The following is a 22,043-nucleotide window of genomic DNA, read 5'->3' on the forward strand; positions in this document are numbered from 1 at the left end:
GACGGACCATCCGGCGGTCCGGTCGTGCGGCGGACCGCCCGCCGGACCGCCCGGCGGCTAGGGAACCTGCTGCCCCTTGCCCAGAGCGATCACTCCGCCCTCGGAGACGGTGTACAGCTCGGCGTCCCGCTCGGGGTTGACGCCGATGGTCGCCCCCGGGGGCACCTGGACATTCTTGTCGAGCACGGCGCCCCGGACCACCGCGCCCCGCCCGATGTGCACGTTGTCGTGCAGGACCGAGCCCTGGACGACCGCGCCCGGGTCCACCACGACCCCCGGGGAGAGGACGGATCGGGTGACCTGGCCGCGGATCAGGCAGCCCGCGCTGATGATCGACTCGCTGGCCATGCCGCCCGCGTTGAAGCGGGCCGGGGAGAGCTGGCCGGAGCTGGTGTAGATGGGCCAGCTGCGGTTGAAGAGATTGAAGGCGGGGCGCTCGGCGATCAGGTCCATATGGGCGTCGTAGTAGGCGTCGAGCGTGCCCACGTCCCGCCAGTAGCCCTGGTCGCGGGTGGTCTCGCCGGGCACGTGGTTGGCGCTGAAGTCGTAGAGCTGCGCCTCGCCGCGGTCGGTGAGCTGGGGCAGGATCGACCCGCCCATGTCGTGGATGGAGTCCTCGTCCTCGGCGTCCCGCTGGAGCGCCTCCACCAGGGCCTTGGTGGTGAAGATGTAGTTGCCCATGGAAGCGAACACGCATTCGGGGTCGGCGGCCAGGCCGGGCGGGTCCGTCGGCTTCTCCAGGAAGCGTTCCACCGATCGGCCGTCGGAGCCGGGCGTGATCACACCGAAGGACGACGACTCCGTGCGCGGCACCCGGATACCGGCCACCGTCACGCCGGCGCCGCCCTCGATGTGCTGCGCCAGCATCTGGCGCGGGTCCATGCGGTAGACGTGGTCGGCGCCGAACACGGCCACGTACTCGGGCTGCTCGTCGTGGACCAGGTTCAGGGACTGCAGCAGCGCGTCCGCGCTGCCGAGGTACCAGCGCGGGCCCAGCCGCTGCTGCGCCGGGACCGGGGTGACGTAGTTGCCGAGCAGGCTCGACATCCGCCACGTCGTGGTGATGTGCCGGTCGAGCGAGTGCGACTTGTACTGCGTGAGCACGCAGATGCGCAGGATGTCCGCGTTGACCAGATTGGACAGGACGAAATCCACCAGGCGGTACGTCCCGCCGAAAGTCACCGCCGGTTTCGCACGGTCGGCGGTCAGGGGCATCAGCCTCTTGCCCTCCCCGCCCGCCAGTACGATCCCCAGCACCGAAGGTCCACCGCGCCGCATCCCGCCGCCCCTCTACACCCACCGTTTGTGCCGAACCCTGTTCCCTGACTACCCCAGTTTGAGGACTTCCTCGTACAGCCGGGCAGTCCGCCGCGCCACCGCCTGCCAGCCGAACTCCCGCACCGCGCGTTCCCGCCCCGCCTCGCCCATCCGGGCGGCCGTCGCGGGGTCGGCGAGCAGCGAGTCCAGCGCGCGGGCCAGCCGGCCCGCGAAGCCCTCCTCGGTCTCCACGAGCAGGCCCGTGACCCCGTCCTCCACGACCTCCGGGATACCGCCGACCCGGGAGGCCACCACGGCGGTGCCGCAGGCCATGGCCTCCAGGTTGACGATGCCGAGCGGCTCGTAGACCGACGGGCAGACGAAGACGGCGGCGTGCGTCAGGAGCTGGATCACATCCGGGCGCGGCAGCATCTGCGGGATCCAGAACAGCCCCTCGCGGACGCGGCCGAGCTCCGCGAAGAGTTCGCGGAACTCCTGGTCTATCTCGGGGGTGTCGGGGGCGCCCGCGCAGAGCACGACCTGCGCGGCCGGATCGATGTCCCGCACGGCGCGCAGCAGGTGGGGCACGCCCTTCTGGCGGGTGATCCGGCCGACGAACAGGACGTACGGACGGCCGGGGTCGACACAGATCCGTTCCAGGACGTCCGTGCCGTGGTCCGGCGTGTAGAGGGAGGTGTCGATGCCGTTGTGCACCACGTGCAGCCTCGCGGGGTCCAGGGCGGGGTAGCAGCCGAGGATGTCGTCGCGCATGGCGCCGGAGACGGCTATCACGGCGTCGGCGGACTCCACGGCGGTGCGCTCGGCCCAGCTGGACAGGGCGTAGCCGCCGCCCAGCTGCTCGGCCTTCCAGGGGCGCAGCGGCTCCAGCGAGTGGGCGGTCATCACGTGCGGGATACCGTGCAGCAGCTTGCCGAAGTGACCGGCGAGGTTCGCGTACCAGGTGTGCGAGTGGACCAGTTCACGGTCCTGAAGTCCGGCGGCGATGGAGAGGTCCACGGAGAAGGTGCGCAGCGCGTCGTTGGCTCCGTCGAGCGCGGACCAGGGCCGGTGGCGTACGACACCGCCGCCCGCGCCCTCGCCCCAGCAGTGCACGTCCAGGTCGACGAGGGACCTCAACTCGTGGGCGAGGAACTCGACATGGACGCCCGCGCCACCGTAGACGTCGGGCGGATACTCCCGGGTCAGCAGGCCGACTCGCACCCGGAACCCCCTGTCTCAGCGGCTGGTTCCCACATGGTCACCCAGATGGGTCTGTTGGGGAAGACCACGATTCTCGCGCGGCCGTGCTCGCGCGGTCAGGCGGGGCGGGGGCCGCCCGGGGACCGCGGGCCGGGCGGCCGGTCGAAGCAGCAGTCGCCGCACAGGCCACCACCGGGCAGCCGGTAGTAAAGACAGCAGCTGCGGCGGCGGGACGTCACCGGGTCGAGGGTGCCCGCCAGGGTGGGGTGCGCGAACAGTCCGGCGGCGAGCGCGCGAGCCCGGTCCGCCGCCTCCGTACGACCGTTGGCGGCCGCCCAGCGGTCGATCCGGCGCACGGCTCCCATGAGCGCGGAGGCCGCGTTTCCCCACAACAGGCGCTCGGAGATGGGGAGTTGAGCCCGCAGAGCGGCTGCCAACGGCAGCAGGTGGCCGTCCCGTACGACCGCGCCGATCCGCTCGGCGGGCAGGCCGCGCACCTCGGTCAGCCACAGCTCGTCCGGGGCGCTCGCGTCCGCGTCCCAGCGCAGCAGGCGCGGGTCCAGATCGGGGACGCGGCCGTACACGGCGGCCGCGCCGAGGGCCACCGACCACAGCCGTGCGGCGAAGCCGAGGTGGGCGATCGAGGCGGCCACGCGCGGTTCGGGGGCCCGCACACTTCGCGCGACTTTTCGGACACGGAAAATTACCGGATTCTCGTAAACCTCCCTTTTCACATCGGCATCGCGTGCCTCGTAGGCCCGGGCGAGCGTCGGCAGGGACCCGCGCGGCGGTTCGCCCGTGCGTAGTACGAAGAAGCCGCCGAGGGCCGAGAGCGCGGTGAGCGAGGGGTCGTGATCCACGAGGACGAGTAGTACCAGCCCCCGCCTCCCCGTCCACCTGCGGGCTTGCACTCCGTGTCGCCCCTCCTGGGGATGACACAGGGCCGGTCGTACTCCATCGGCAGTAGGACGCATTGAGTGCTCAGGTACGACGACGCGGACGGTTTCGCGAGGCATCGTGGTCACCATGAAAGCCGAGCGTTCACCGCGCCGGGCCCGGAGCCCCCGCGCCGCGTCGAGGAGCACCTCATGAATGCCCTCGCGTTGTCCGTGCTGCTGTCGTTCGTCTCCGCCGTGGCGTACGCGGGAGGGGCGATCGTCCAGGAGCGGGTCGCGGTCTCCTCCCCCGCCCGGTCCTACGCCCCGCTGCGCCGGCCGGTCTGGTGGGCCGCCGTGGGGCTGAACGGCCTCGGCGGGCTGCTGCACGTGGTGGCGCTGGCCTACGGCCCGCTGAGCCTGGTGCAGCCGCTGGGCGCGCTGACCATCGTCTTCGCCCTGCCCATGGCGGCCCTGTTCGTGGGCCGCAGGGCAGGGGCCACGGCCTGGCGGGGCGCGATCATGGCGACGGTGGGTCTCGCGGGCCTGCTCTCCCTGGTGGGCTCGGCGGACGCGCGGTCGCTCGACACGGTCCAGCGGGTGCTGGTGGCCGTGGCCAGCGGTGGCGCGGTGGCGGCGCTGACGGTGGCGGGCCGTGCCGCGCACCGGCACCCGGCGGTGCGCAGCATCCTGCTGGCGGTCGCCTCCGGTGTCGCGTTCGGCATGTCCTCGGTCTTCACCAAGACGGTCGCCGTCGACTGGACGGACGGCGTGGCGCTCTCGGACCTGCCGACCCTCGCGGTCATAGGCGTCTTCGCGACGGCCGGTCTGCTGCTCTCCCAGGCCGCCTACCGGGGCGGCGGTCTCGCGGCCCCGCTGGCCACGCTCACCGTGGTGAACCCGGTGGTCGCGGCCGCGGTCGGCATCACGATGTTCGGCGAGACGTTCCGCTACGGCACGACCGGCACCCTGCTCGCACTGGGCTGCGGTGTGGTGGCGGCGGGCGGTCTGATCCTGCTGACCACCGAGCGCCTCGCCGCCGAGACCGGGGCGGAGCACACGGCCGAGGAGGTCGCGGTCACGGCCGCGGGCCCGGGGGCCGACCAGGACTCCCTGGTCCTGAAGGAGCTGCTCGCCGGCCTTCCGGAGCGGACCGCGGAGGTCCCGGACGCGGGCTACGCGATCGGCCTGGACAAGCGGGTGGTCGTCCCGGCCCCGTTCCTCGGGAAGGGCGCGGCCGACGAGGAGGACGCCCCGGCCGGTCTGCTGCTCCAGCCGTTCCACGGCGAGCTGTACGTGCCCCGGGCGCTCCTCGACCGGCATCGTGACCGGCATCGTGACCGCGTGAAATCCTGAGCGGGAGGCCCGGACCGGGCCTCCCGCGCCACATCGTCACGCCGTGCGGTGCGTCAGATCCGGACTCCGCCGGCCCGCAGATAGGCGATCGGGTCGATGTCGCTGCCGAAGCCGGGCCCCGTCCGCACCTCGAAGTGCAGATGCGGGCCCGAGCTGTTGCCGGTGGAGCCGGAGCGCCCGATGCGCTGGCCCGTGCTCACGCCCTGTCCGGCCTTGACGGAGATGGCCGAGAGATGGGCGTACTGCGTGTAGCGGCCGTCGGCGTGCCGGATGACCACCTCGTAGCCGAAGGACCCGCCCCAGCCCGCGGAGACGACCTGCCCCGCGGCCACGGACTTCACGGAGCTGCCCGTCGACACGGGGAAGTCGACACCCGTGTGGTACCCCTTCGACCAGGAGGAACCCGAGGCGCGGTAGGGCGTGCCGAGGGAGGCGCCGACCGGCGCGACGAGGGAGGCGGACTGCTGCCGCTTCTCGGACGTCTGCTGCTTGCCGCCCTTGTGCTCCTTGTGGACCGGCTTCTTCTCCTGCCTGCTCTCCTGCCTCTTCTCCGGCTTCCGTTCCTTCTTCGACTCCTCCTTCCGGCCGGCCGCGTGCAGACTCAGCCGCTGGCCGGGGATGATCACGTCCGGGTCGGAGCCGATGGTCCTGCGGTTGTTCTCGTAGAGCCTGCGCCAGCCGCCGCGCACGTCCTCGGCGTCGGCGATCCCGGAGAGGGTGTCACCCCGCACGACCGTGTACATCTCGACCTTGCCCGCCTGCGACTGGGGCGTGGTCTGGGGTTTCACGTCGCCGATCGTGAGGCCCGCGCGGCCCGAGCACACCGGCCAGGCGTCCGGGCCCTGCCCGTCGAGGACCTTCTCGGCGATCGCGATCTGCTGTTCCTTGGTGGCGAGGTCCGCGCGGGCGGCGTAGGCCGTGCCCCCGAATGCCTCCCAGGTGGACTGGCTGAACTGGAGTCCGCCGTAGTACCCGTTCCCGCTGTTGATGTTCCAGTCGTTGGTGGACTCGCAGGCCGCGACCTTGTCCCAGGTCTCGACATCGGCCGCCTCCGCGGCCCCGGTGCCGATCAGCGGGAGCGCCATCCCGGCGCCGCCCGCCGTGACGGTGAGTGAGGCGCGGTTGATCCTGTTCGGCTGGTACCGGCGGTGCCGGCCGCTTGCGGCCATGGAGAAGCCCCCCTCGCATATGCCATGAGCCGCAAAAGTAAGGGCCCCGAACCGGCCAGGACAAGACGAAAATTCAGCCGCTCTGGTCCCGCGCGTGGCGGGTATGCGCCCTGCTCCGGCGCGTAAGTGCCCGCGTCCGGCGCGCGAGTGAACACGGGCGGCGCACAAACGACCCGGTTGCGCTCCCCATTGAGGCAGGCAGGGCCCTTCCTGCGTACTCAATCCCGGCAGACCGCGCAGCGCGGACGGGGCCGGTGCACGTCAGGATGGCCGGACGGACAATACTGGCGGGCAGGAACGGCACCACCGATATCAGGATCCATAGGAGCCAACCGTATGAGCACTTCAGCCCAGATCGGCGTCACCGGCCTCGCGGTCATGGGGAGCAACCTCGCCCGCAACTTCGCCCGCAACGGCTACACGGTCGCCGTCCACAACCGCTCCGCGGCGAAGACCCACGCGCTGATCGAGGAGCACGGGCACGAGGGCGACTTCATCGCGGCCGAGACCGCCAAGGACTTCGTCCAGGCGCTGGAGCGCCCGCGGCGTCTGGTCGTCATGGTGAAGGCGGGCGGGCCGACGGACGCGGTGATCGAGGAGTTCGCGCCGCTCCTGGAGCCCGGCGACATGATCATCGACGGTGGCAACGCGCACTTCGCCGACACCCGCCGCCGTGAGGCCGCGCTGCGCGAGCAGGGCATCCACTTCGTCGGCGCGGGCATCTCCGGCGGCGAGGAGGGCGCGCTCAACGGCCCGAGCATCATGCCGGGCGGCCCGGTGGAGTCCTACGACTCCCTCGGCCCGATGCTGGAGAAGATCTCCGCGAAGGCCGCCGACGGCGCGCCGTGCGTCACGCACGTGGGGCCGGACGGCGCCGGGCACTTCGTGAAGATGGTCCACAACGGCATCGAGTACGCCGACATGCAGCTGATCGGCGAGGCGTACCAGCTGCTGCGCGATGTGGCCGGATACAGCCCCGCGCAGATCGCGGAGATCTTCCGCACCTGGAACACCGGCCGGCTCGACTCGTACCTGATCGAGATCACGGCCGAGGTGCTCGCGCACGTGGACGCGGACACCGGCAAGCCGTTCGTGGACGTGGTCGTCGACCAGGCGGAGCAGAAGGGCACCGGCCGCTGGACCGTCCAGATCGCGCTGGACCTCGGGGTCCCGGTCTCCGGCATCGCCGAGGCCGTCTTCGCCCGCTCCCTGTCGGGTCACGCCGCGCTGCGCGACGCCTCCCGCTCGCTGGCCGGCCCCAAGGCCACGCCGCTCAGCGCGGCCGAGGCGGGCGCCTTCGCCGACCGCGTCGAGCAGGCGCTGTACGCCTCCAAGATCGTGTCGTACACCCAGGGCTTCCACGAGATCGACGCGGCCCGCGACGAGTACGACTGGAACATCGACCTCGGCAGGGTGGCGTCGATCTGGCGGGGCGGCTGCATCATCCGCGCGGCCTTCCTCGACCGCATCCGGGCCGCGTACGACGCCCGTCCCGACCTGCCGAGCCTGCTCTCCGACGACGCGTTCGCCCAGGAGATCGCGGCGGCGCAGGACGACTGGCGCGAAGTGCTGGTGGCGGCCACGCGTCAGGGTGTGCCGACGCCCGGGTTCGCGGCGGCGCTGGCGTACTACGACGCGCTGCGTGCCGAGCGGCTGCCCGCCGCGCTCACCCAGGGCCAGCGGGACTTCTTCGGCGCGCACACCTACCGGCGGGTGGACCGGGAGGGGTCGTTCCACACGCTGTGGGGGCAGGGCCGGTCCGAGGTCGAGGCCTAGAACGTCCGAGGGGGCGGCCGCGGGCCACGGCCCGCCGGTCGCGCCCCTGATCATGCCGGTGCGGCCCGCCGTGGAGCTCCTCCACGGCGGGCCGCACCGCGTTCTCGTCCGCTCTCAGGACAGCGGTCCCGGCCCGGGCTCCCCCGGCACCGGCTCCGGGCCCGGGGGCTGCGGGATCGGGTCCGGCGTGGGGACGGGGCGGGGGTCCGGGGTGGGGACGGGGTCGGGGAACGGGGGCTGCGGAAGGGGTTCCGGGCGGTCGGGGCCCGGGACGGGGTCCGGGTGCACGGGGTCCCGGTCGGGGTACGTCATCGCGTCCTCCAGCCATGGGGTACGTCGGTCCTAGGACCACTGCCACGGGTACCCGGCACCCGCACGGGCAGTCACCCGGCCGGCCGAGCCGCCGTGACCTCTCCCGCCGCCCGCCCTCAGAAGCCCTCGGGGTGGGCGATCAGCCAGTCCTTCGCCGCCCGCAGCAGCTCCGGATCGGCGGCGGGGGCCTCCTCGGGGTGGCGTTCGGCCCACTTCACGACGTACGGGCACAGCGGTGCGACGACGACGCCCTCGCGGGCCGCGATGCCGTACAGCTCCCGGGCCAGCGAGCCCGCGACGCCCTTCCCCTCGTGCGCGGGCTCGACGATGGTGTGGACCGGGACGAGCGCGCGGCGCGGGGCTTCGAGGACGAAGTACTGGATGTGACCGGCCAGTTCGTCACCGGCGAAGGCTTCGAGGCGGCCGGCCGCCCGGTCGTCACGGATCTCTGCGTCGCTCATGGCACTCCTCGCGTACGGATGATCGGGGACGCCGGGCGGCCGCCGCACGGCTCAGACGGTGACGGCCTTCGGATTGCGCCGCTGGTCCGAACCCGGCACCGGCTCGGCGGCGTCCGAGCCCAGGGCCACGATCCGGTTGCCGCGGTCGACGTGCACGACCCTGGGCTCCAGTGCGCGGGCCTCGGCGTCGGAGACCTGAGCGTAACTGATGATGATCACCAGGTCCCCGGGATGGACGAGATGGGCCGCGGCCCCGTTGATCCCGACCACCCCCGACCCGCGCTCACCCTCGATGACGTACGTCTCCAGCCGGGCACCGTTGGTGACGTCGACGATGTGCACCAGCTCGCCGGGCAGCAGGTCGGCGGCGTCGAGCAGGTCGGCGTCGACGGTCACGGACCCGACGTAGTGCAGGTCGGCCTGGGTGACGGTGGCTCGGTGGATCTTGGATTTCATCAAGGTTCGCAGCACTTCGGACTCCTAAGGGACGGCTCCCTGCCTGCTTCGTGCAGGTCAAGGGCGTCGTTCACTGTACATCGGCGCCCTGCCGGGGGCCGAGGCGCACTTCGGCCCCGCCCCGAGAGGCTTCCGAAACAGTTCCTTCATCCAGGAAGTATTCGAGGTTAACGACCGCTTCCTACGGTTCCTCCGGATGAGGCCCCCACCGCAGTCCCCCACCCCGCGACAAGGAGGCATGGCATGAGCACCGAGCCGCGACTTGCAGAGGCCACCGAACCCGGACCGGCGCCGGACACCGATCAGGCGGTCAAGGAGACCCTGGAGGACTACACCCTCCGTTTCGCGCCCCGCAGTTACCGCCGCTGGACCCCGATGGTCGTGGCGACCACGGCACTCGGCGGCATCGCGTACATGGCCGACTTCTCGATCGGGGCCGGCATCGCCTTCGCGCACGGCACCGGCAACGCGCTCGTGGCGATCGCCGTCGCCGCCGTCGTCATCTTCGTGACCGGGTTCCCGCTGGCGTACTACGGCGCCCGCTACAACATCGACCTGGACCTGATCACCCGCGGTTCCGGCTTCGGTTACTACGGCTCGGTCCTCACGAGTGTCATCTTCGCCAGCTTCACGTTCATCTTCTTCGCCCTCGAAGGCTCGATCATGGCCCAGGGCCTGAAGCTGGGCCTCGGAATGCCGCTATGGCTGGGCTACCTGGTGTCCACGCTGATGGTGATCCCGCTCGTCGTCTACGGCATGAAGGCGCTGAGCAAGCTGCAGGTGTGGACCACCCCGATCTGGCTGCTGCTGATGGTCGCCCCGCTGGTGTACCTGGTGTCGAACGACCCGGGCACCGTCGACCGGTTCCTCGCCTACGCCGGGACCGACGGCGACGGCGCCGTCAGCACCGCTTCCGTACTCCTCGGCGCGGGCGTCTGCCTCTCCCTCATCGCGCAGATCGGCGAGCAGATCGACTATCTGCGCTTCATGCCGCCCAAGACCGAGGCGAACAAGCGCAGTTGGTGGACGGCCGTGGTCATGGCCGGGCCCGGCTGGGTGGTGCTCGGGGCACTGAAGCAGGCCATCGGCGTCTTTCTCGCCGTGTACGTCCTCGCCGAGGTCGGGCCGGCCGTCGCCACCGAGCCGATCCAGCAGTTCAAGGGCGCGTTCGACGCGATGCTGCCGTCCTGGACGGTCCTGCCGCTGGCCGTCGCCCTCGTCGTGATCAGCCAGATCAAGATCAACGTGACGAACGCGTACTCCGGTTCGCTGGCCTGGACGAACTCCTTCACCCGCGTCACCGGGCGGTACCCGGGCCGCATGGTCTTCGTCCTGGTCAACCTCGGCTTCGCGCTCGCCCTGATGGAGGCCGACATGTTCAGCTTCCTCAACAGCATCCTGGGCTTCTACTCCAACTGCGCCATCGCCTGGGTCGTCACGGTCGCCACCGACATCGGCGTCAACAAGTACCTGCTGAAACTCTCCCCGCACGCCCCCGAGTTCCGCCGCGGCATGCTCTACGCCGTCAACCCGGTCGGTGTCGTCGCGTTCGTCGTCGCGTCCGGGCTGTCCATCGCCCTGTACTTCCACGCCCTGGGCGACACCCTCCAGCCGTACTCCCCCGTCGCCGCCGCCCTGATCGCCTTCGTGCTCACCCCGCTGATGGCGATCGCCACCCGGGGCAAGTACTACCTGCGCCGCACCGACGACGGCATCGCCGAGCCGATGCTCGACGCCGACGGCAACCCGAGCGGGGTGATCCTCGACTGCCATGTGTGCCGTCAGCCGTACGAGCGCCCCGACCTGACCGCCTGCCGGACCCATGACGCCGTCGTCTGCTCGCTCTGCCTGAGCACCGACAAGGTGGGCGACCACGTCCTGCCGGCGACCGCCTGAGCAGCTTTCCACGAGGGGGGAACGCGCGAAGCGGGGGCCCGGTCGGGCCCCCGGTCGCATCGGCATGCGTGGTGCGGGTGGGATCAGACGGTGGTGATCCGGATCGCGTCGACCGTCTCCTGGGCCGTGCGCAGGGCGTCCGCCGACGTGGCTCCCCTGGTCATCACCGAGCCCACGCGGTCCCAGGAGCTCTGCAGTTCCCGCACGGTGTCCCCGGGCTTCAGGTGAAGGGAGAGCGAGAGGACGTCCGGGCGCCGGCCCGCGTCCTCGGCGCCGTCGACCGACACCACCTCGCCGGGTGCCGCCTCCATGAAGCGGACCGCGGCGCCGCCCGCCGCCTCGCGCGGCAGCGGCTCCGGACGCAGGCCCCGCATGACGGTGTAGAAGGCACCCGCCAGGTCGATCCGGTACGCCTCCTCGATCAGCATCGGGATGCCGTCGCCGGGGAACCGGCCGGCGCACTCCACCAGGTACGGGCGGCCGTCGCTGACGATCCACTCGCAGTGCACCATGCCGCTGCCGAACCCGACCGCGCGCAGCACGTCCTCGGTCTGGGACACCATCAGGTCGTTCAGATCGTCGGGGAGGCCGGCGGCCGGCACCGTGTGGCCCAGCTCGACGGGGCGCGGGCCGGGGAACAGCAGCTTGCCGGTGACGTTGGAGAACAGCGTCTCGCCCTCGCGGACCAGCAGTTCGACGCTGTACTCCGCGCCGCGGACGTACTGCTCGATGATCATCCGCAGTTCGCGCTCCCGGTCCGGCACCCGGTCGCCCTCGTCCTGGCTGGTGCACTCCTCCCAGGCCGCGTCCAGGTCGTCCAGCGAGTGCAGCACCTTGGTGCCGACGGACGCCTGCCGGTTGGCGGGCTTGAGGACCATCGATCCGGGGTGGGTGGCGGCGAACTCCCGTACCTCGTCCGGGGAGGAGACCTCCCGGGAGGCCGGGTTGGGGACGCCCGCGGCCCGGGTGACCCGGCGCAGCAGCGACTTGTCCCGCATGATGGCGGCCGCTCCGGCGCCCGCACCGGGCAGGCCGTAGCGTTCGGCCAGCCGGGCCGCGAACGGCGTGGCGTACTCGACCAACGGGGCCACGACGGCCGGGGCGAGGTCGGGGTAGGTGTTGTAGAACTCGTCCGCGGCGGCGGGGAGCTGGTACTCCCACTCGATCAGCTCGCGGAGTATCTCGGCGCCCTCGAGGGCCTGCTTGACGTCCTGCTTGCGGATCACGTCCGGTTCGTCGATGACGATCACGGAGTGGGGGGCGAACTCCTTGATGTAGGGGAGGATGTTGACGAATCCGACGATGATCCAGGGCTGCTGCTCGGTCATGATGCTTCTCCAGTGCCGTGGCGGGGGCCGGGGTCGGGGGCGCGGGTCGGGGGTCAGTGGCGCAGTTCGAGCGTGCAGCACTTGACGCTGCCGCCCGCCTTGAGCAGCTCGGACAGGTCCACGTGGTGGGTGCGGAAGCCGTGGGCGCGGAGCTTGGCGGCGAGGCCGGTGGCCGGCTCGGGGAGGATGGCGTTGAGGCCGTCGGAGACGAGGTTGAGTCCGAAGAGCAGGGCGTCCTCCTCGTCGGCGATCACGGCCTTCGGGAACAGGCTCTCCAGCACCCGCACGCTCTCGGCGTCGAAGGCACCGGGGTAGTACACGATCTCGTCGTCGCCGAGGGCGGCCAGGGCGGTGTCCAGGTGGTAGAAGCGCGGATCGACGAGTTTCAGGCTGATCACCGGGCGGCCGAACAGCTGCCGGGCCTCGTCCTGGGAGCGGGGGTCGGAGCGGAAGCCGTTGCCGGCCAGGACGGCCCGTGCCGTCGTCACGTAGTCGCCCTCGCCCTCGCTGGTGAAGGCGGCCTGGACCACTTCCGTATAGCCCCGGCCCCGGAACCAGTCGGCCCAGAACCCGGCCTCCGCCTGGCGCTCGGGGTGGCGGAACCTGGAGATCAGCGCCTTGCCGTCGACAACGAGGGCGCCGTTGGCGGCGAACACCATGTCGGGCAGGCCGGGGGCGGCGTCGATCGTGCGGACCCGGTGGCCGAGTTCGACGTACAGGGCGCGCAGGTCCTCCCACTGGGCGAGGGCCAGCGCCTTGTCGGTGGGCTTCTCGGGGTTCATCCACGGGTTGATGCTGTAGGTGACCTCGAAGTGCTCGGGGCGGCACATCACGTAGTCCCGGGTGCGGGCCCGACGCTCGGTCAGTTCCAGTGCGGGTGCGAGGAGTTCGGTCATGGCAGGGGTGTCCCTTCGAAGTGGGGATGTGGTGTGTACGGGCGCCGGTGCGCGGTCAGCCGGTGATGCCGAGGCTGAGGGGGAAGGCGGGCCTGGCGCCCAGGAGGTGCGCGCCGGCGGACTGCAGGATCTTGTCCTGGGCCACCACGTGCTGGCACATCGTCATGGTGTCGCGCAGCCAGCGGTCGAGCGGGCTGGGCTTGTAGATGGAGGCGGTCTGCATCAGGTCGTACAGGCGCATCACGATGGAGCGGGCGGAGCGGAAGGCGTGCACCCGGGACAGGGGCAGTGCGGCGCGCTCGTCGGGGGTGAGGTCGTCGAGGGTGCCGCCGGCGGCCAGCACCTCCCACTGGCGTTCCATCGCGCCGTAGACCGCGGCGCGGGTGGCGTTGAAGTCGGCCTCGCACTCGGCCAGTCCGACCTGGATGCGCCAGTTGTCGGCCCAGCCACCGCCGCCGGGCGGGGACTTGGCCACCACCTGCTCGCGGACCCAGTCCAGCGCGGCCCGGGCGACGCCGAGCGGGACGCCGGGCATGTTCCGCATGTGCACCTCGGGCTGGGCCAGCGGACCCTCGCCGTTGCGGACCGTGCCGAAGGTGAGCGTGCGGCCCTCGGGGACGAAGACGTCGTGGATCGCGTAGTCGCAACTGCCGCTGCCCGCGAGGCCGGTGGTGTTCCAGGTGTCGATGATCTCGACGTCGGACTGCGGCACCATCAGCAGGATGGAGTCGTGCGCCCCGTCGACCAGGTACGGTTCGCCGTCCTCGTAGATGAAGGCGCCGGAGATCACCCAGTCGGCGTGGGTGATGCCGCTGCCGAACTGCCACTTGCCGGTCAGCCGGTAGCCGCCGTCGACGCGTTCGGCCCGGCCGGTGGGGAAGAGCAGGCCGGCGGTGGTCATGTCCAGGCGGGGGAACATCTCCTTGGCGACCGTCTCGTCGAGGAAGGAGGCGTAGAGGCCGGAGTCCATCCCGATCATCACGGCCCAGCCGGCCGAGGAGTCGCCGTAGGCCAGGGCCTCGACCACCTCGGTCTGCTCGACGGAGGTCAGCTCCGGGCCGCCCCATGCCTTGCTGAAGCCCATCCGGAACGCGCCGGTGGAGCGGATCAGTTCGACCACGTCGGCGGGGAGACGGCGGTTCTGCTCGATCTCGACCGCCCGCTCGCGCAGCTTCGGGGCCAGGGCCCGGGAGGCGGCGAGGATCTCGGCGGCGGTGTTGGGGATCGCCCGGGTGTGCGTCATGTCAGGACTCCTTGCCGGTGGCGGTCGCGAGCTGGTGGAAGTTGCCGTGCAGGAAGAGCAGGGGAGGCTGCTGGTCGCGGACGCCGGTGGAGACCACCTCGCCGATCAGCATCGTGTGGTCGCCGAGGTCGAAGGTGTCCCAGAGCACGCACTCCAGGCTGGTCTGCGCGTCCAGCATCAGGGCGCCGGTGGCGGGGCCGGGGTTGGCCTCCAGTTCGGCGACGGCCTCGGCGCGGGCGTCGCGGCCCTTGGCCAGGCGCCGGGCCAGCGGCTCGGCGTCGCTGTCCAGGATGGAGACGGCCCACTTCTTGGTCTCCAGCAGATCGCACAGGAACTGGGAGTCGCGGTGCAGCGACATGGAGACCAGGGGCGGGTCGAGCGAGACGGAGGTCAGGGAGTTGAGGGTCACGGCGTCGTGGCGGCGAACGCCCCCGCGGTCCGTGTAGGTCGTGGCGACGCAGACTCCGGTGGCGAAGTTGCGCATCGTGCCGCGCAGATCGGGTGACATGACGGCTTCTCCTCGAAAACTAGACGGCCTGGGCGAAGGTGAAGACCCGCTCGGGGTCGTAGCGGCGCTTGATCTCGCGGAGCCGGGGCAGGTTGGGGCCGAAGTAGGCGGCCTGGGCCCCGGACAGGTCGGGGTCGGCGAAGTTGACGTAGGAGGCGTCCCGGGCGTGGGCGCCCATCGCGGCGTGCAGCTCGGTCAGCCAGTCGAGGTTGGCCCGGCGCACCTCGCCGGGGTCGTCGGTGGACCAGGAGGTGTCCATGGAGACCAGGAAGAGCACGTCCCGGTGGGGGAAGGCGGTCTCGGTGACGGGGACCCGGTTGATGGCGCCGCCCCAGGTGAACAGGGCGATACCGGCCCCGTCCGGGTTGCCGCTGCCGGGCCACTTGCGCAGGGCGGTGAGCATGGTGTCCACGCCGGCCTCGGTGAGCGGCTCGCCGACCGTGCGGGTGCGGACCGCGAAGGGGTCGCCCGAGGTCTCGTGGCGCAGGTAGTCCTTGGCCTCCCAGTAGCCGCGGTCCTCGATCTCCACGGTGGACGGCGAGCCGGTCTCCAGCGCGGGCGCCAGCAGCGCGCGCAGTTCCGAGGCCGGGCCGAGGTGCTGGCCGATCACCGAGACGACCCCGTCGTCGTCCCCGGCCCGGTTGACCCCGATCCGGGCGGCGAACCGGTCGGGCGCGTCCCGCATGATGCGCTGCATCACCGGCAGGACCGCCTCGGCGTCGTCCATCGGCCAGAGCACGAGACAGGTGGAGCTGTCGACCGTCGGACGGGCCTGGAAGGTGAAGGAGACGTTGATCCCGAAGTTGCCGCCGCCACCGCCCTTGCAGGCCCAGAACAGGTCGGGGTGGCGGGTCTCGTCGCAGACGACGAGCGTGCCGTCGGCGAGGACGATCTCGGTCTCCACCAGGGAGTCGCAGGTCAGGCCGAAGGCCCGGGAGACCGCGGCCACGCCGCCGCCGAGGGTGAGGCCGCCGATGCCGACCTCGTCGGAGTTGCCGAGCGGCACCGCCAGGTCGTGGCGCTGGAGTTCGGCGTACAGCTCGCCGGAGCGGGCGCCGCCGCCGACCGTGACCAGTTCCCGCTCGCGGTCCACCGTGATGGTGTTGAGCCCGTGCAGGTCGAGCACGAGTCCCGGGGTGGCGGCCTGGCCGGCATAGCTGTGGCCGCCGCCGCGGGCCACCACGGGCAGCCCCTGCTCCCGGGCCCAGGTGATGCCCCGGGTGACGTCGGCGACACTGGCCACCGAGAGGACCCCGGCCGGACGGATGTCCGCGTAGCGCTTGTTGAAGGCGCTGCTGTTCTCGTCGAAGCCCGGCTCCCCCGGCAGCCGCACCGTTCCGTCGACCCGCTCGCGCAGGCCCTGCCAGTCGGTCATCCCGCTTCCTCCGGTTCCGTGACTTCCGTCAGGTACGAGACGCCGGCCTCGGAGCGCGGTGTGTACCGCTTCCACTCCTCGCGGAGCAGCAGACCGAACTCGATGTCCTGTTCGGGGGTGTTGACGGTGCTTCCGGCGATGACCTCGCCGCCGTCCAGCACCATCGTGTAGGCGAGGCGGAGGGTGCCGTCCGGCTCGCAGATCCCGTTGACGCTCCCCCGGCGCACCAGGCCTCCGGCGAAGTCCGCCCACACCAGGTCGTCCTTCTGGTGGTACTGGGCCGTCACCCCGTCCGCCGCGGCCAGTTTGCGGAACTGGCGCCCGTTGTAGTCGATGCTCATACGTCCGCGTCCAGCAGCCCGGCCGGCATCTCCAGCCGTGCGGCGACGTCCTTGCGCTCCAGCGGGTCCGCGTCCAGCTCGACGGCCGCGACGGCCGCGCCGAGGCGCTCACGGCAGATCCCGGTGTCCTCGCCGGAGCAGACCACGAAGGAGTGCCGGGAGAGGTATCCGCCGGGCGGGAGCCGCAGTTCGGTGCCCGGTTCGACCATCGGGGAGGCGGTGATCAGGCCCGGCAGTCCGGACGGCACCCGCACCGCGTGGATGGTGGAGTCCTCGGCCGGGTAGCCGAAGCGGATGCCGGCGACCTCGTGGCGGGTGAAGGCGGTGTCCGGACGGAGTCCCGCCGCCGCGTCCACCAGCACCTCCCCGGTGTCGATCCCGGTGGCGATCCGGCCGAGGAAGGGGATCAGGTCGCCGCCGAGCCGGCCGTTGATCTCGATGATCACCGGGCCGTACGAGGTGAGCTTGACCTCGGTGTGGGTGATCCCGTTCTCGACGCCGAGCACCTCGTGCGCCTTGGTCAGGACGTCGAGCAGTTCCGGGTCCCGCAGCAGCGGGTCGGCCGCGTCCACGACATGGCCCACCTCCTCGAAGTACGGGTAGTGCCCGGTCTCCTTGCGGGCCACGAACATCGCCCGGTACTCGCCCTGGTGGACAACTCCGTCGATGCTGATCTCGGGGCCCCGGGCATAGCCCTCGACGATCGCGCCGCCCCGGAAGGGCTCGTCGCCGACCAGGCTGGCGTTGGAGGCGACCAGGTAGGCGCGGTCCAGCTGGGTCTCGTCCTCGGCGAGGACGACGCCCATCGAGGCGCCCAGCGCCCGTGGTTTGACGACCACCGGGTAGCCGATCCGGGCGGCCACCTCGCGGGCCTGCTCCAGGGTGTCGGTCAGCTCGAAGCCGGGCTGGGGCAGTCCGGCCGCGGTCAGCATCGACCGGGTCCGGTGCTTGTCGCGGCAGCCCTGCACACCGGCCAGTCCGAGGCCCGGGAGCCCGAACTCGGCGGCGAGTTCGGCGGCCGGCATCACCAGCGGCTCGTCGTAGCAGAACAGTCCGACCACCGTACGGCGGCTCGCGATCTCCCTGGCGGCGGCGCGGAGTTCGTCGTGGTCGAACACGTTGGCCACGGTGATCTCGTCGAAGTAGGCCGTCTGCCAAGTGGGCTTGAGGTTGTTGACCAGGACCAGTTTGAGGTCCAGTTCGGCCGCCCGGCGGGCGGCGGACTCGATCAGGTACTCGCGGTAGACCTTGAGCCCGCTGCCGATCACCAGCAGCACACGGTCTTCGGCGCTCATATCGTCTCCTCCCGGAAGTCAGTGGTGAGTGCTTCGAGAATCCGTTCGGCGACCAGCGGGGCGGTACGGAAGCCGTCTCCGCCGCTGGCCGTCCTCGCCCAGGTGTTCGGGCCGATCTTGACCAGGTGGGCGGCTCCGGTCTCGGCGTCCACCAGGTAGTGGCAGCGCTTGACCGCGATCACGCTGTAGCGGTCGGGGTCGGTCAGGAACCGTTCGGCCAGGACCTGTTCGGCCCACCGGCGCTCCTCCACCGAGGAGCCGGTGGTGACCGCGTCCGCCTCCCGGCAGACCGAGGCGGAGCTGACCTTGAGCAGCGTCCCGTCGCCGGGCGGCAGCAGCCAGGCCAGGCCCGAGGTGCCGATCCGGCCGATCCCGGGGGTGTTCTCCCAGGCCGACGCCAGCTGCTCCGGCGGCTTGAGGTAGACCAGGGTCTGGCGGTGCAGCACCATCGGCAGGTCGACCAGGTCCTTGGACCAGGGGCCGGTGGCGATCAGGGTGAGGTCGGAGTCCAGGAACTCGGCGTCGGGCAGGTACACCCGGCCGGTCTCCGGATCCACCGCCTTGACCTGCTGCCAGGGGCGGAGGGTCACGTTCGGCTGCTCGTTCAGCCAGCGGACGAGCACCTGCAGCGCGTGGTCGGCGAGCAGGACGCCGCCGTGGCGTTCCAGCACCCCGACGGTGTTCTCGGGGAAGCGGACGTGGGGCACGGACTCCGGGTCGACCACGCTGACGGGCAGGTCGGCGGCGGCCGCGGCGGCCATCACCTCGTCCACCTCGTCGGCGGCCCAGGCGGTGATCATGCCCACCCGGCGGTAGAACTTGGATCCGGTCAGGGCCTCCAGCGCCATCCAGCGGCGGTGTGCCACCGCGACCCGCCGGGAGGCGGCGCGGTCGGTCAGGTCGAGGGCGCGGACGGCTCGGTGCTGGTCGAAGGAGGTGGAGCCGGGGTTCGGGATGGCGTCCCGGTCGAGGACCGTGACATGGTGTCCGGCCAGCGCGCAGCGCACCGCCGAGAGCAGTCCGGTCACCCCGGCGCCCACCACCACTACACGTCGTCTGTCGGTGGCCATCTCACATCGCCTCGCCGTCCAGCCGCGGCAGCTGCCCCACGGTGATCTCGGTCGTCGGGTCGTCGTACGTCAGGCGAGTGCCGACGCCGGCGCGTTCGGCGAGGTCGATCAGGATGGGGGCGGCGCCCCGCAGCACGGTTTGCACCTGGTGGTAGAAGTCGCCGGCCTGGGCGTCGTCGACCTCCCAGCGGTCCAGTCGGCCCAGCTGTTCGGCCAGCGTCTCCGCCGCCCTGCCGAGGCTGAAGGTGTCGAGTTCGTAGGCGGCGGCGAACCGTGCGGTGATCCGGGCGGCGGCCTCGCGGGAGGCGGCGGAGACCGGCAGGGTCCGTCCGGCCCAGCGTTCGGCCTTGGCGGCCACCCGGTTCCACGGCTCGACCAGCCGGGCCCCGGTGACGGCGGCCAGGGCCGACCAGCCGAAGTTGGTGCGCTGGTTCTCGGGGCTGGTGGCGGCCAGGTGGTAGCGGCCGATGTCCCGCGGCAGTCTGTCCGCGAGCTCCTGCCCCCAGACGAGGTGGCCCCGGCTGGTGGAGAACTTCTGGTGCTCCAGTTCGTAGAACTCGTTGGTGACGAAGCCGGCGGGCAGGGCGTACCGGTCGTGCAGGGCGAGCAGCATGGCCGCGCCGGCGATGGCGAACGGGAAGGTGTTGTCGAAGCCGAGGAAGTAGACGACCTCGGTGTCGGACTCCGGCCACCACAGCTGGTCGTCCTCGACGAGCACCTCGCCGCGTGCCTCGGCGGAGAGCCCGGTGGTGTAGATGGACCAGGCCATCGTCTCGGCGTTGGGGTTGACGCTCTGTCCGGCGACCTCCGGGAAGGGCGCCGGGATGCCCCAGGAGATCGGGTAGGTGAGGGGGAAGTCCGGCAGCGGACGGGACAGCATCTCCTCGACGGCCTGGGCCATGTGCGGCCGCAGCGCGGCGCCGGTGGTGGCGAAGTACTCCCTGAGCCGGCCCCGGTACTCCTCCAGCGGCAGCACCAGGACCGGGATCTCATGCCATTCCAGGACCTCCTCGGGGTTCTCGGCGGAGCGGGCGTCGATCAGGTCGGCGGCGGCCAGCGGGTGGCCGCAGCTCTCGCAGAGCCCGGCGCAGCCCTCGGCCAGGCAGTTGGGGCAGCCGCCCTTGACGAAGCCGTCGACCAGGTACTGGCCGGTGCTCGGCGCGTAGGGGAACAGAGTGGGCCGCAGGACCAGCTTTCCCTCGTCGTGCAGCCGGCTGACGAACCGCAGCACCTGCTTGGTGAAGCGTTCCTCGTCCCGGGTGAAACCGTCGACCGCGATGCCCATCGCGGCGAGCGTGGACTCGATCCTGGCGGTGGAGTCGGCGACCAGGGCCTCGGGGGTGGTGCCCAGCCGGCGGGCCGTGGTGACCACGAAGGTGGAGGTGTCCTGGGCGCCGGTGCCGAAGACGGTGTCCCGGCCCACGGCCCGCTGGTAACGGGTGAAGACGTCGGCGGCCAGGAACGGACCGGCCAGATGGCCGAGGTGGAGGTCGCCGTTGGCGGTCGGGGCGGGTGAGATCACCGCCACGCGCTTGCTCATGCTGTGCTCTCCTTCTGATGGCGGGTCAGGAAGGTTTCCGACATGTCGGTGTCCCACCAGATCCCGTAGTACTCGAAGTCCTCGGCCGAGTCGTTGACCACCCTGTGGTCGCAGCCCGGCGGCAGGTGGACGATGTCCCCGGCGGCGAACTCGCGCTCGGCGCCGTCCACCACCAGGGCGGCACGGCCGCTCAGCGCGATGAAGATCTCGTACTCGTGATGGCTGTGCGGAGTGGACTCGCCCCCGGCCCGGACCACGCACCAGGCACCCTCGAAGGGGGCGTTGAGCGCGTCCCAGGGCTGCAGGCGTTCGCCCTCGATGCCGTAGGCGGGGGTCAGGTTGGCGCGGTCCAGTCGTCGGATCTCCATCAGCGGGCCCCGGTCGTCGCGCCGACGCTGCGGCGGTCGAGCAGATCCGTGGTGATCTCGTGGGAGCGCTGGGCGAGCACGCTCAGCAGCGAGTCGGAGATGCCGTGGGTGCGCTCGTTGAAGCCCTGCAGATAGAGACCGGCTCGGGCCTCGCCGAGGTCGACGCGGTAGCGGCGGTTCACCTCGACGTGGTCGACGCCCACCTGGCCGGCCAGGCTGCGCACCATCGCGGGCATGCGCTGGTCGTAGCCGGTGCCGAGCAGGACCAGGTCGCAGCGGAGGATCTCGACGAGGCCGGTCCTGCGGTCGCGCAGTTCGAGGACGACCTCGCCGTCCTCCTCGCGGGCCGCGATCACCTCGGTCATGGACCGGACGGCGGAGCGCTGCGAGCCCGTCAGCTTCTGCTCGTAGAGCTTCATGTACATCTCGTCGAGGAACGGCGCCGCGAGACCCGCGTAGTTGGTGAGGTGGACCTCGTCCAGGATCTGCTTGCGGGCGTCCGGGGAGCTGCCGTGGAACTCGTCGATGAAGGACGGGAAGAACAGCTCGTTGACGAACTTGCTGGTCTGGTAGTTCATCAGGCCGATCGAGCGGTGCACCAGGGTCGGCTGACTGAGCGGCAGGTCCTGGTGGACGGCGACGAACATCTCGGCGGCGCTCTGCGCGGCACCGATCACCACCACCCGTACCGGGCGGTCGATCGGGTACTGGGCGATACGGGTGGAGTACTGGGTGCTGTGGATCAGCCGGTCGTGCGGCAGGCCGGCGAACTCCGCGGGGATGTTGGCGTCGCGGCCGGTGCCGACCACCAGGTCGCGGGCGTCCACGGTGTCGCCGTCGGTCAGGGTGACGCGCCAGCCGACCACGGTGCCGTCGTCGGCCTTGCGCGGGGCGACGCTCTGCGCCCGGGAGTTGTAGCGGACTCCCACGTGGTCCAGGGAGTTGGCCACCCACTGCAGGTACTCGGAGATCTCCCGGCGGAAGGGGTTGAAGGTGCCGAGGTTGACGAACTCGTCGAGCCGTCCCTTGGCGTGCAGGAAGGAGAGGAAGGAGAACCGGCTCTGCGGGTTGCGCAGGGTCACCAGGTCCTTGACGAAGGAGACCTGGCTGCGGGCGAACGGGAGCAGCAGGTTGCGCTGCCACACCACGTCGTGGTGCTGCTCCAGTATCAGCGTGTCGGAGGCCAGTCCGGTGGCGCCGGACTCCTCGATCGCCACCGCCAGGGCCAGGTTGGAGGGGCCGGCGCCGATCGCCAGGACCTCGACCTCATGGTTAGTCATGCTCAGCCTCTCGTGACTCGTCCTACCGCTCGTTCGAGCGA

The 22,043-nt window shown here is 71.3% G+C and carries 21 protein-coding genes; 3 read left to right on the forward strand and 18 right to left on the reverse strand.

The window, feature by feature from the left end; translation table 11 throughout:
* Positions 1-57: 57 nt before the first annotated feature.
* The 3 genes from glgC to SCAB_RS05590 form a co-directional block, all read right to left on the reverse strand.
* The gene (gene glgC / locus SCAB_RS05580; RefSeq protein ID WP_037726963.1) at positions 58-1,278 is read right to left on the reverse strand and encodes a glucose-1-phosphate adenylyltransferase; all 1,221 of its coding nucleotides are present in this window, start codon (positions 1,276-1,278) and stop codon (positions 58-60) included.
* A gap of 48 nt (positions 1,279-1,326) precedes the next feature.
* Positions 1,327-2,478 carry a glycogen synthase gene (gene glgA, locus SCAB_RS05585; RefSeq protein ID WP_012999075.1) on the reverse strand — a complete coding sequence of 384 codons (1,152 nt, stop codon included), beginning with the start codon at positions 2,476-2,478 and terminating at the stop codon, positions 1,327-1,329.
* A gap of 95 nt (positions 2,479-2,573) precedes the next feature.
* Entirely contained in the window at positions 2,574-3,317 is a 744-nt protein-coding gene (locus SCAB_RS05590; protein ID WP_012999076.1) for a (2Fe-2S)-binding protein, read from the reverse strand.
* A gap of 228 nt (positions 3,318-3,545) precedes the next feature.
* Between SCAB_RS05590 and SCAB_RS05595 the strand changes: the two genes are divergently transcribed.
* Positions 3,546-4,688, forward strand: a complete 1,143-nt coding sequence (locus tag SCAB_RS05595; protein WP_173402841.1) for a DMT family transporter — start codon at positions 3,546-3,548, stop codon at positions 4,686-4,688.
* Between the two features lie 53 nt (positions 4,689-4,741).
* Here SCAB_RS05595 and SCAB_RS05600 read toward each other — a convergent pair whose 3' ends face one another.
* Entirely contained in the window at positions 4,742-5,857 is a 1,116-nt protein-coding gene (locus SCAB_RS05600; protein ID WP_012999078.1) for a transglycosylase family protein, read from the reverse strand.
* A gap of 336 nt (positions 5,858-6,193) precedes the next feature.
* Here SCAB_RS05600 and gndA point away from each other — a divergent pair, with 336 nt between their 5' ends.
* Positions 6,194-7,633, forward strand: coding sequence for an NADP-dependent phosphogluconate dehydrogenase (gene gndA, locus SCAB_RS05605; protein ID WP_012999079.1), 1,440 nt, complete (start codon positions 6,194-6,196; stop codon positions 7,631-7,633).
* A 114-nt stretch (positions 7,634-7,747) separates the two neighbouring features.
* On the opposite strand, the gene SCAB_RS05610 is transcribed toward gndA, so the two are convergent.
* The 3 genes from SCAB_RS05610 to panD form a co-directional block, all read right to left on the reverse strand.
* On the reverse strand, positions 7,748-7,945 hold the full coding sequence (locus SCAB_RS05610; protein ID WP_012999080.1) for a hypothetical protein: 198 nt from the start codon (positions 7,943-7,945) through the stop codon (positions 7,748-7,750).
* Between the two features lie 116 nt (positions 7,946-8,061).
* Positions 8,062-8,406, reverse strand: coding sequence for a GNAT family N-acetyltransferase (locus tag SCAB_RS05615; protein ID WP_037726967.1), 345 nt, complete (start codon positions 8,404-8,406; stop codon positions 8,062-8,064).
* Between the two features lie 51 nt (positions 8,407-8,457).
* A complete protein-coding gene (gene panD, locus SCAB_RS05620; protein ID WP_012999082.1) occupies positions 8,458-8,877 on the reverse strand; it encodes an aspartate 1-decarboxylase in 420 nt (139 codons plus the stop codon).
* Between the two features lie 228 nt (positions 8,878-9,105).
* Between panD and SCAB_RS05625 the strand changes: the two genes are divergently transcribed.
* Positions 9,106-10,758, forward strand: a complete 1,653-nt coding sequence (locus tag SCAB_RS05625; RefSeq protein WP_012999083.1) for a purine-cytosine permease family protein — start codon at positions 9,106-9,108, stop codon at positions 10,756-10,758.
* 83 nt (positions 10,759-10,841) lie between these two features.
* Here the strand turns inward: SCAB_RS05625 and SCAB_RS05630 are convergent, their stop codons facing one another.
* Genes SCAB_RS05630 through SCAB_RS05680 form a run of 11 tightly spaced genes read right to left on the reverse strand, consistent with a single transcriptional unit; the run spans position 10,842 to position 22,002 of the window.
* Positions 10,842-12,086: an ATP-grasp domain-containing protein gene (locus tag SCAB_RS05630; RefSeq protein ID WP_012999084.1), complete on the reverse strand. Its 1,245-nt coding sequence runs from the start codon at positions 12,084-12,086 to the stop codon at positions 10,842-10,844.
* Positions 12,087-12,139: 53 nt separating this feature from the next.
* Positions 12,140-12,982 (reverse strand): dimethylargininase, encoded by an 843-nt coding sequence (ddaH, locus tag SCAB_RS05635; protein WP_012999085.1) that lies wholly within the window; start codon positions 12,980-12,982, stop codon positions 12,140-12,142.
* Between the two features lie 55 nt (positions 12,983-13,037).
* Positions 13,038-14,225 carry an acyl-CoA dehydrogenase family protein gene (locus tag SCAB_RS05640; protein WP_012999086.1) on the reverse strand — a complete coding sequence of 396 codons (1,188 nt, stop codon included), beginning with the start codon at positions 14,223-14,225 and terminating at the stop codon, positions 13,038-13,040.
* Between the two features lies 1 nt (position 14,226).
* A complete protein-coding gene (locus SCAB_RS05645) occupies positions 14,227-14,733 on the reverse strand; it encodes a flavin reductase family protein (protein ID WP_012999087.1) in 507 nt (168 codons plus the stop codon).
* A gap of 19 nt (positions 14,734-14,752) precedes the next feature.
* Complete coding sequence (locus tag SCAB_RS05650; protein WP_012999088.1) at positions 14,753-16,108, reverse strand: FAD-binding oxidoreductase; 1,356 nt, start codon at positions 16,106-16,108, stop codon at positions 14,753-14,755.
* Entirely contained in the window at positions 16,105-16,449 is a 345-nt protein-coding gene (locus SCAB_RS05655) for a hypothetical protein (RefSeq protein ID WP_012999089.1), read from the reverse strand. Before SCAB_RS05655 ends, SCAB_RS05650 begins: the two co-directional genes overlap by 4 nt.
* A complete protein-coding gene (locus tag SCAB_RS05660) occupies positions 16,446-17,744 on the reverse strand; it encodes an ATP-grasp domain-containing protein (RefSeq protein WP_037726970.1) in 1,299 nt (432 codons plus the stop codon). Before SCAB_RS05660 ends, SCAB_RS05655 begins: the two co-directional genes overlap by 4 nt.
* The gene (locus tag SCAB_RS05665; RefSeq protein ID WP_012999091.1) at positions 17,741-18,814 is read right to left on the reverse strand and encodes an FAD-dependent oxidoreductase; all 1,074 of its coding nucleotides are present in this window, start codon (positions 18,812-18,814) and stop codon (positions 17,741-17,743) included. The genes SCAB_RS05660 and SCAB_RS05665 overlap by 4 nt, the downstream gene beginning before the upstream one ends.
* A gap of 1 nt (position 18,815) precedes the next feature.
* The gene (locus SCAB_RS05670; RefSeq protein ID WP_012999092.1) at positions 18,816-20,354 is read right to left on the reverse strand and encodes a class I tRNA ligase family protein; all 1,539 of its coding nucleotides are present in this window, start codon (positions 20,352-20,354) and stop codon (positions 18,816-18,818) included.
* The gene (locus SCAB_RS05675) at positions 20,351-20,722 is read right to left on the reverse strand and encodes a cupin domain-containing protein (RefSeq protein WP_012999093.1); all 372 of its coding nucleotides are present in this window, start codon (positions 20,720-20,722) and stop codon (positions 20,351-20,353) included. The genes SCAB_RS05670 and SCAB_RS05675 overlap by 4 nt, the downstream gene beginning before the upstream one ends.
* On the reverse strand, positions 20,722-22,002 hold the full coding sequence (locus SCAB_RS05680) for a SidA/IucD/PvdA family monooxygenase (protein ID WP_012999094.1): 1,281 nt from the start codon (positions 22,000-22,002) through the stop codon (positions 20,722-20,724). Before SCAB_RS05680 ends, SCAB_RS05675 begins: the two co-directional genes overlap by 1 nt.
* Positions 22,003-22,043: the final 41 nt, after the last annotated feature.

It is taken from the genome of Streptomyces scabiei 87.22, from assembly GCF_000091305.1.
In the GTDB taxonomy this organism is placed as follows: domain Bacteria; phylum Actinomycetota; class Actinomycetes; order Streptomycetales; family Streptomycetaceae; genus Streptomyces; species Streptomyces scabiei.

Excerpts from the sequence above, each read along its gene's own strand:
- gndA (WP_012999079.1), top strand. The coding sequence starts at position 6,194 with ATGAGCACTTCAGCCCAGATCGGCGTCACCGGCCTCGCGGTCATGGGG.
- SCAB_RS05665 (WP_012999091.1), bottom strand. The coding sequence starts at position 18,814 with ATGGCCACCGACAGACGACGTGTAGTGGTGGTGGGCGCCGGGGTGACC.
- SCAB_RS05645 (WP_012999087.1), bottom strand. The coding sequence starts at position 14,733 with ATGTCACCCGATCTGCGCGGCACGATGCGCAACTTCGCCACCGGAGTC.
- SCAB_RS05650 (WP_012999088.1), bottom strand. The coding sequence starts at position 16,108 with ATGACCGACTGGCAGGGCCTGCGCGAGCGGGTCGACGGAACGGTGCGG.
- SCAB_RS05660 (WP_037726970.1), bottom strand. The coding sequence starts at position 17,744 with ATGAGCGCCGAAGACCGTGTGCTGCTGGTGATCGGCAGCGGGCTCAAG.
- SCAB_RS05670 (WP_012999092.1), bottom strand. The coding sequence starts at position 20,354 with ATGAGCAAGCGCGTGGCGGTGATCTCACCCGCCCCGACCGCCAACGGC.
- SCAB_RS05640 (WP_012999086.1), bottom strand. The coding sequence starts at position 14,225 with ATGACGCACACCCGGGCGATCCCCAACACCGCCGCCGAGATCCTCGCC.
- SCAB_RS05625 (WP_012999083.1), top strand. The coding sequence starts at position 9,106 with ATGAGCACCGAGCCGCGACTTGCAGAGGCCACCGAACCCGGACCGGCG.
- SCAB_RS05655 (WP_012999089.1), bottom strand. The coding sequence starts at position 16,449 with ATGAGCATCGACTACAACGGGCGCCAGTTCCGCAAACTGGCCGCGGCG.
- ddaH (WP_012999085.1), bottom strand. The coding sequence starts at position 12,982 with ATGACCGAACTCCTCGCACCCGCACTGGAACTGACCGAGCGTCGGGCC.
- SCAB_RS05610 (WP_012999080.1), bottom strand. The coding sequence starts at position 7,945 with ATGACGTACCCCGACCGGGACCCCGTGCACCCGGACCCCGTCCCGGGC.
- SCAB_RS05600 (WP_012999078.1), bottom strand. The coding sequence starts at position 5,857 with ATGGCCGCAAGCGGCCGGCACCGCCGGTACCAGCCGAACAGGATCAAC.
- SCAB_RS05675 (WP_012999093.1), bottom strand. The coding sequence starts at position 20,722 with ATGGAGATCCGACGACTGGACCGCGCCAACCTGACCCCCGCCTACGGC.
- SCAB_RS05595 (WP_173402841.1), top strand. The coding sequence starts at position 3,546 with ATGAATGCCCTCGCGTTGTCCGTGCTGCTGTCGTTCGTCTCCGCCGTG.
- SCAB_RS05680 (WP_012999094.1), bottom strand. The coding sequence starts at position 22,002 with ATGACTAACCATGAGGTCGAGGTCCTGGCGATCGGCGCCGGCCCCTCC.
- SCAB_RS05630 (WP_012999084.1), bottom strand. The coding sequence starts at position 12,086 with ATGACCGAGCAGCAGCCCTGGATCATCGTCGGATTCGTCAACATCCTC.
- SCAB_RS05615 (WP_037726967.1), bottom strand. The coding sequence starts at position 8,406 with ATGAGCGACGCAGAGATCCGTGACGACCGGGCGGCCGGCCGCCTCGAA.
- glgC (WP_037726963.1), bottom strand. The coding sequence starts at position 1,278 with ATGCGGCGCGGTGGACCTTCGGTGCTGGGGATCGTACTGGCGGGCGGG.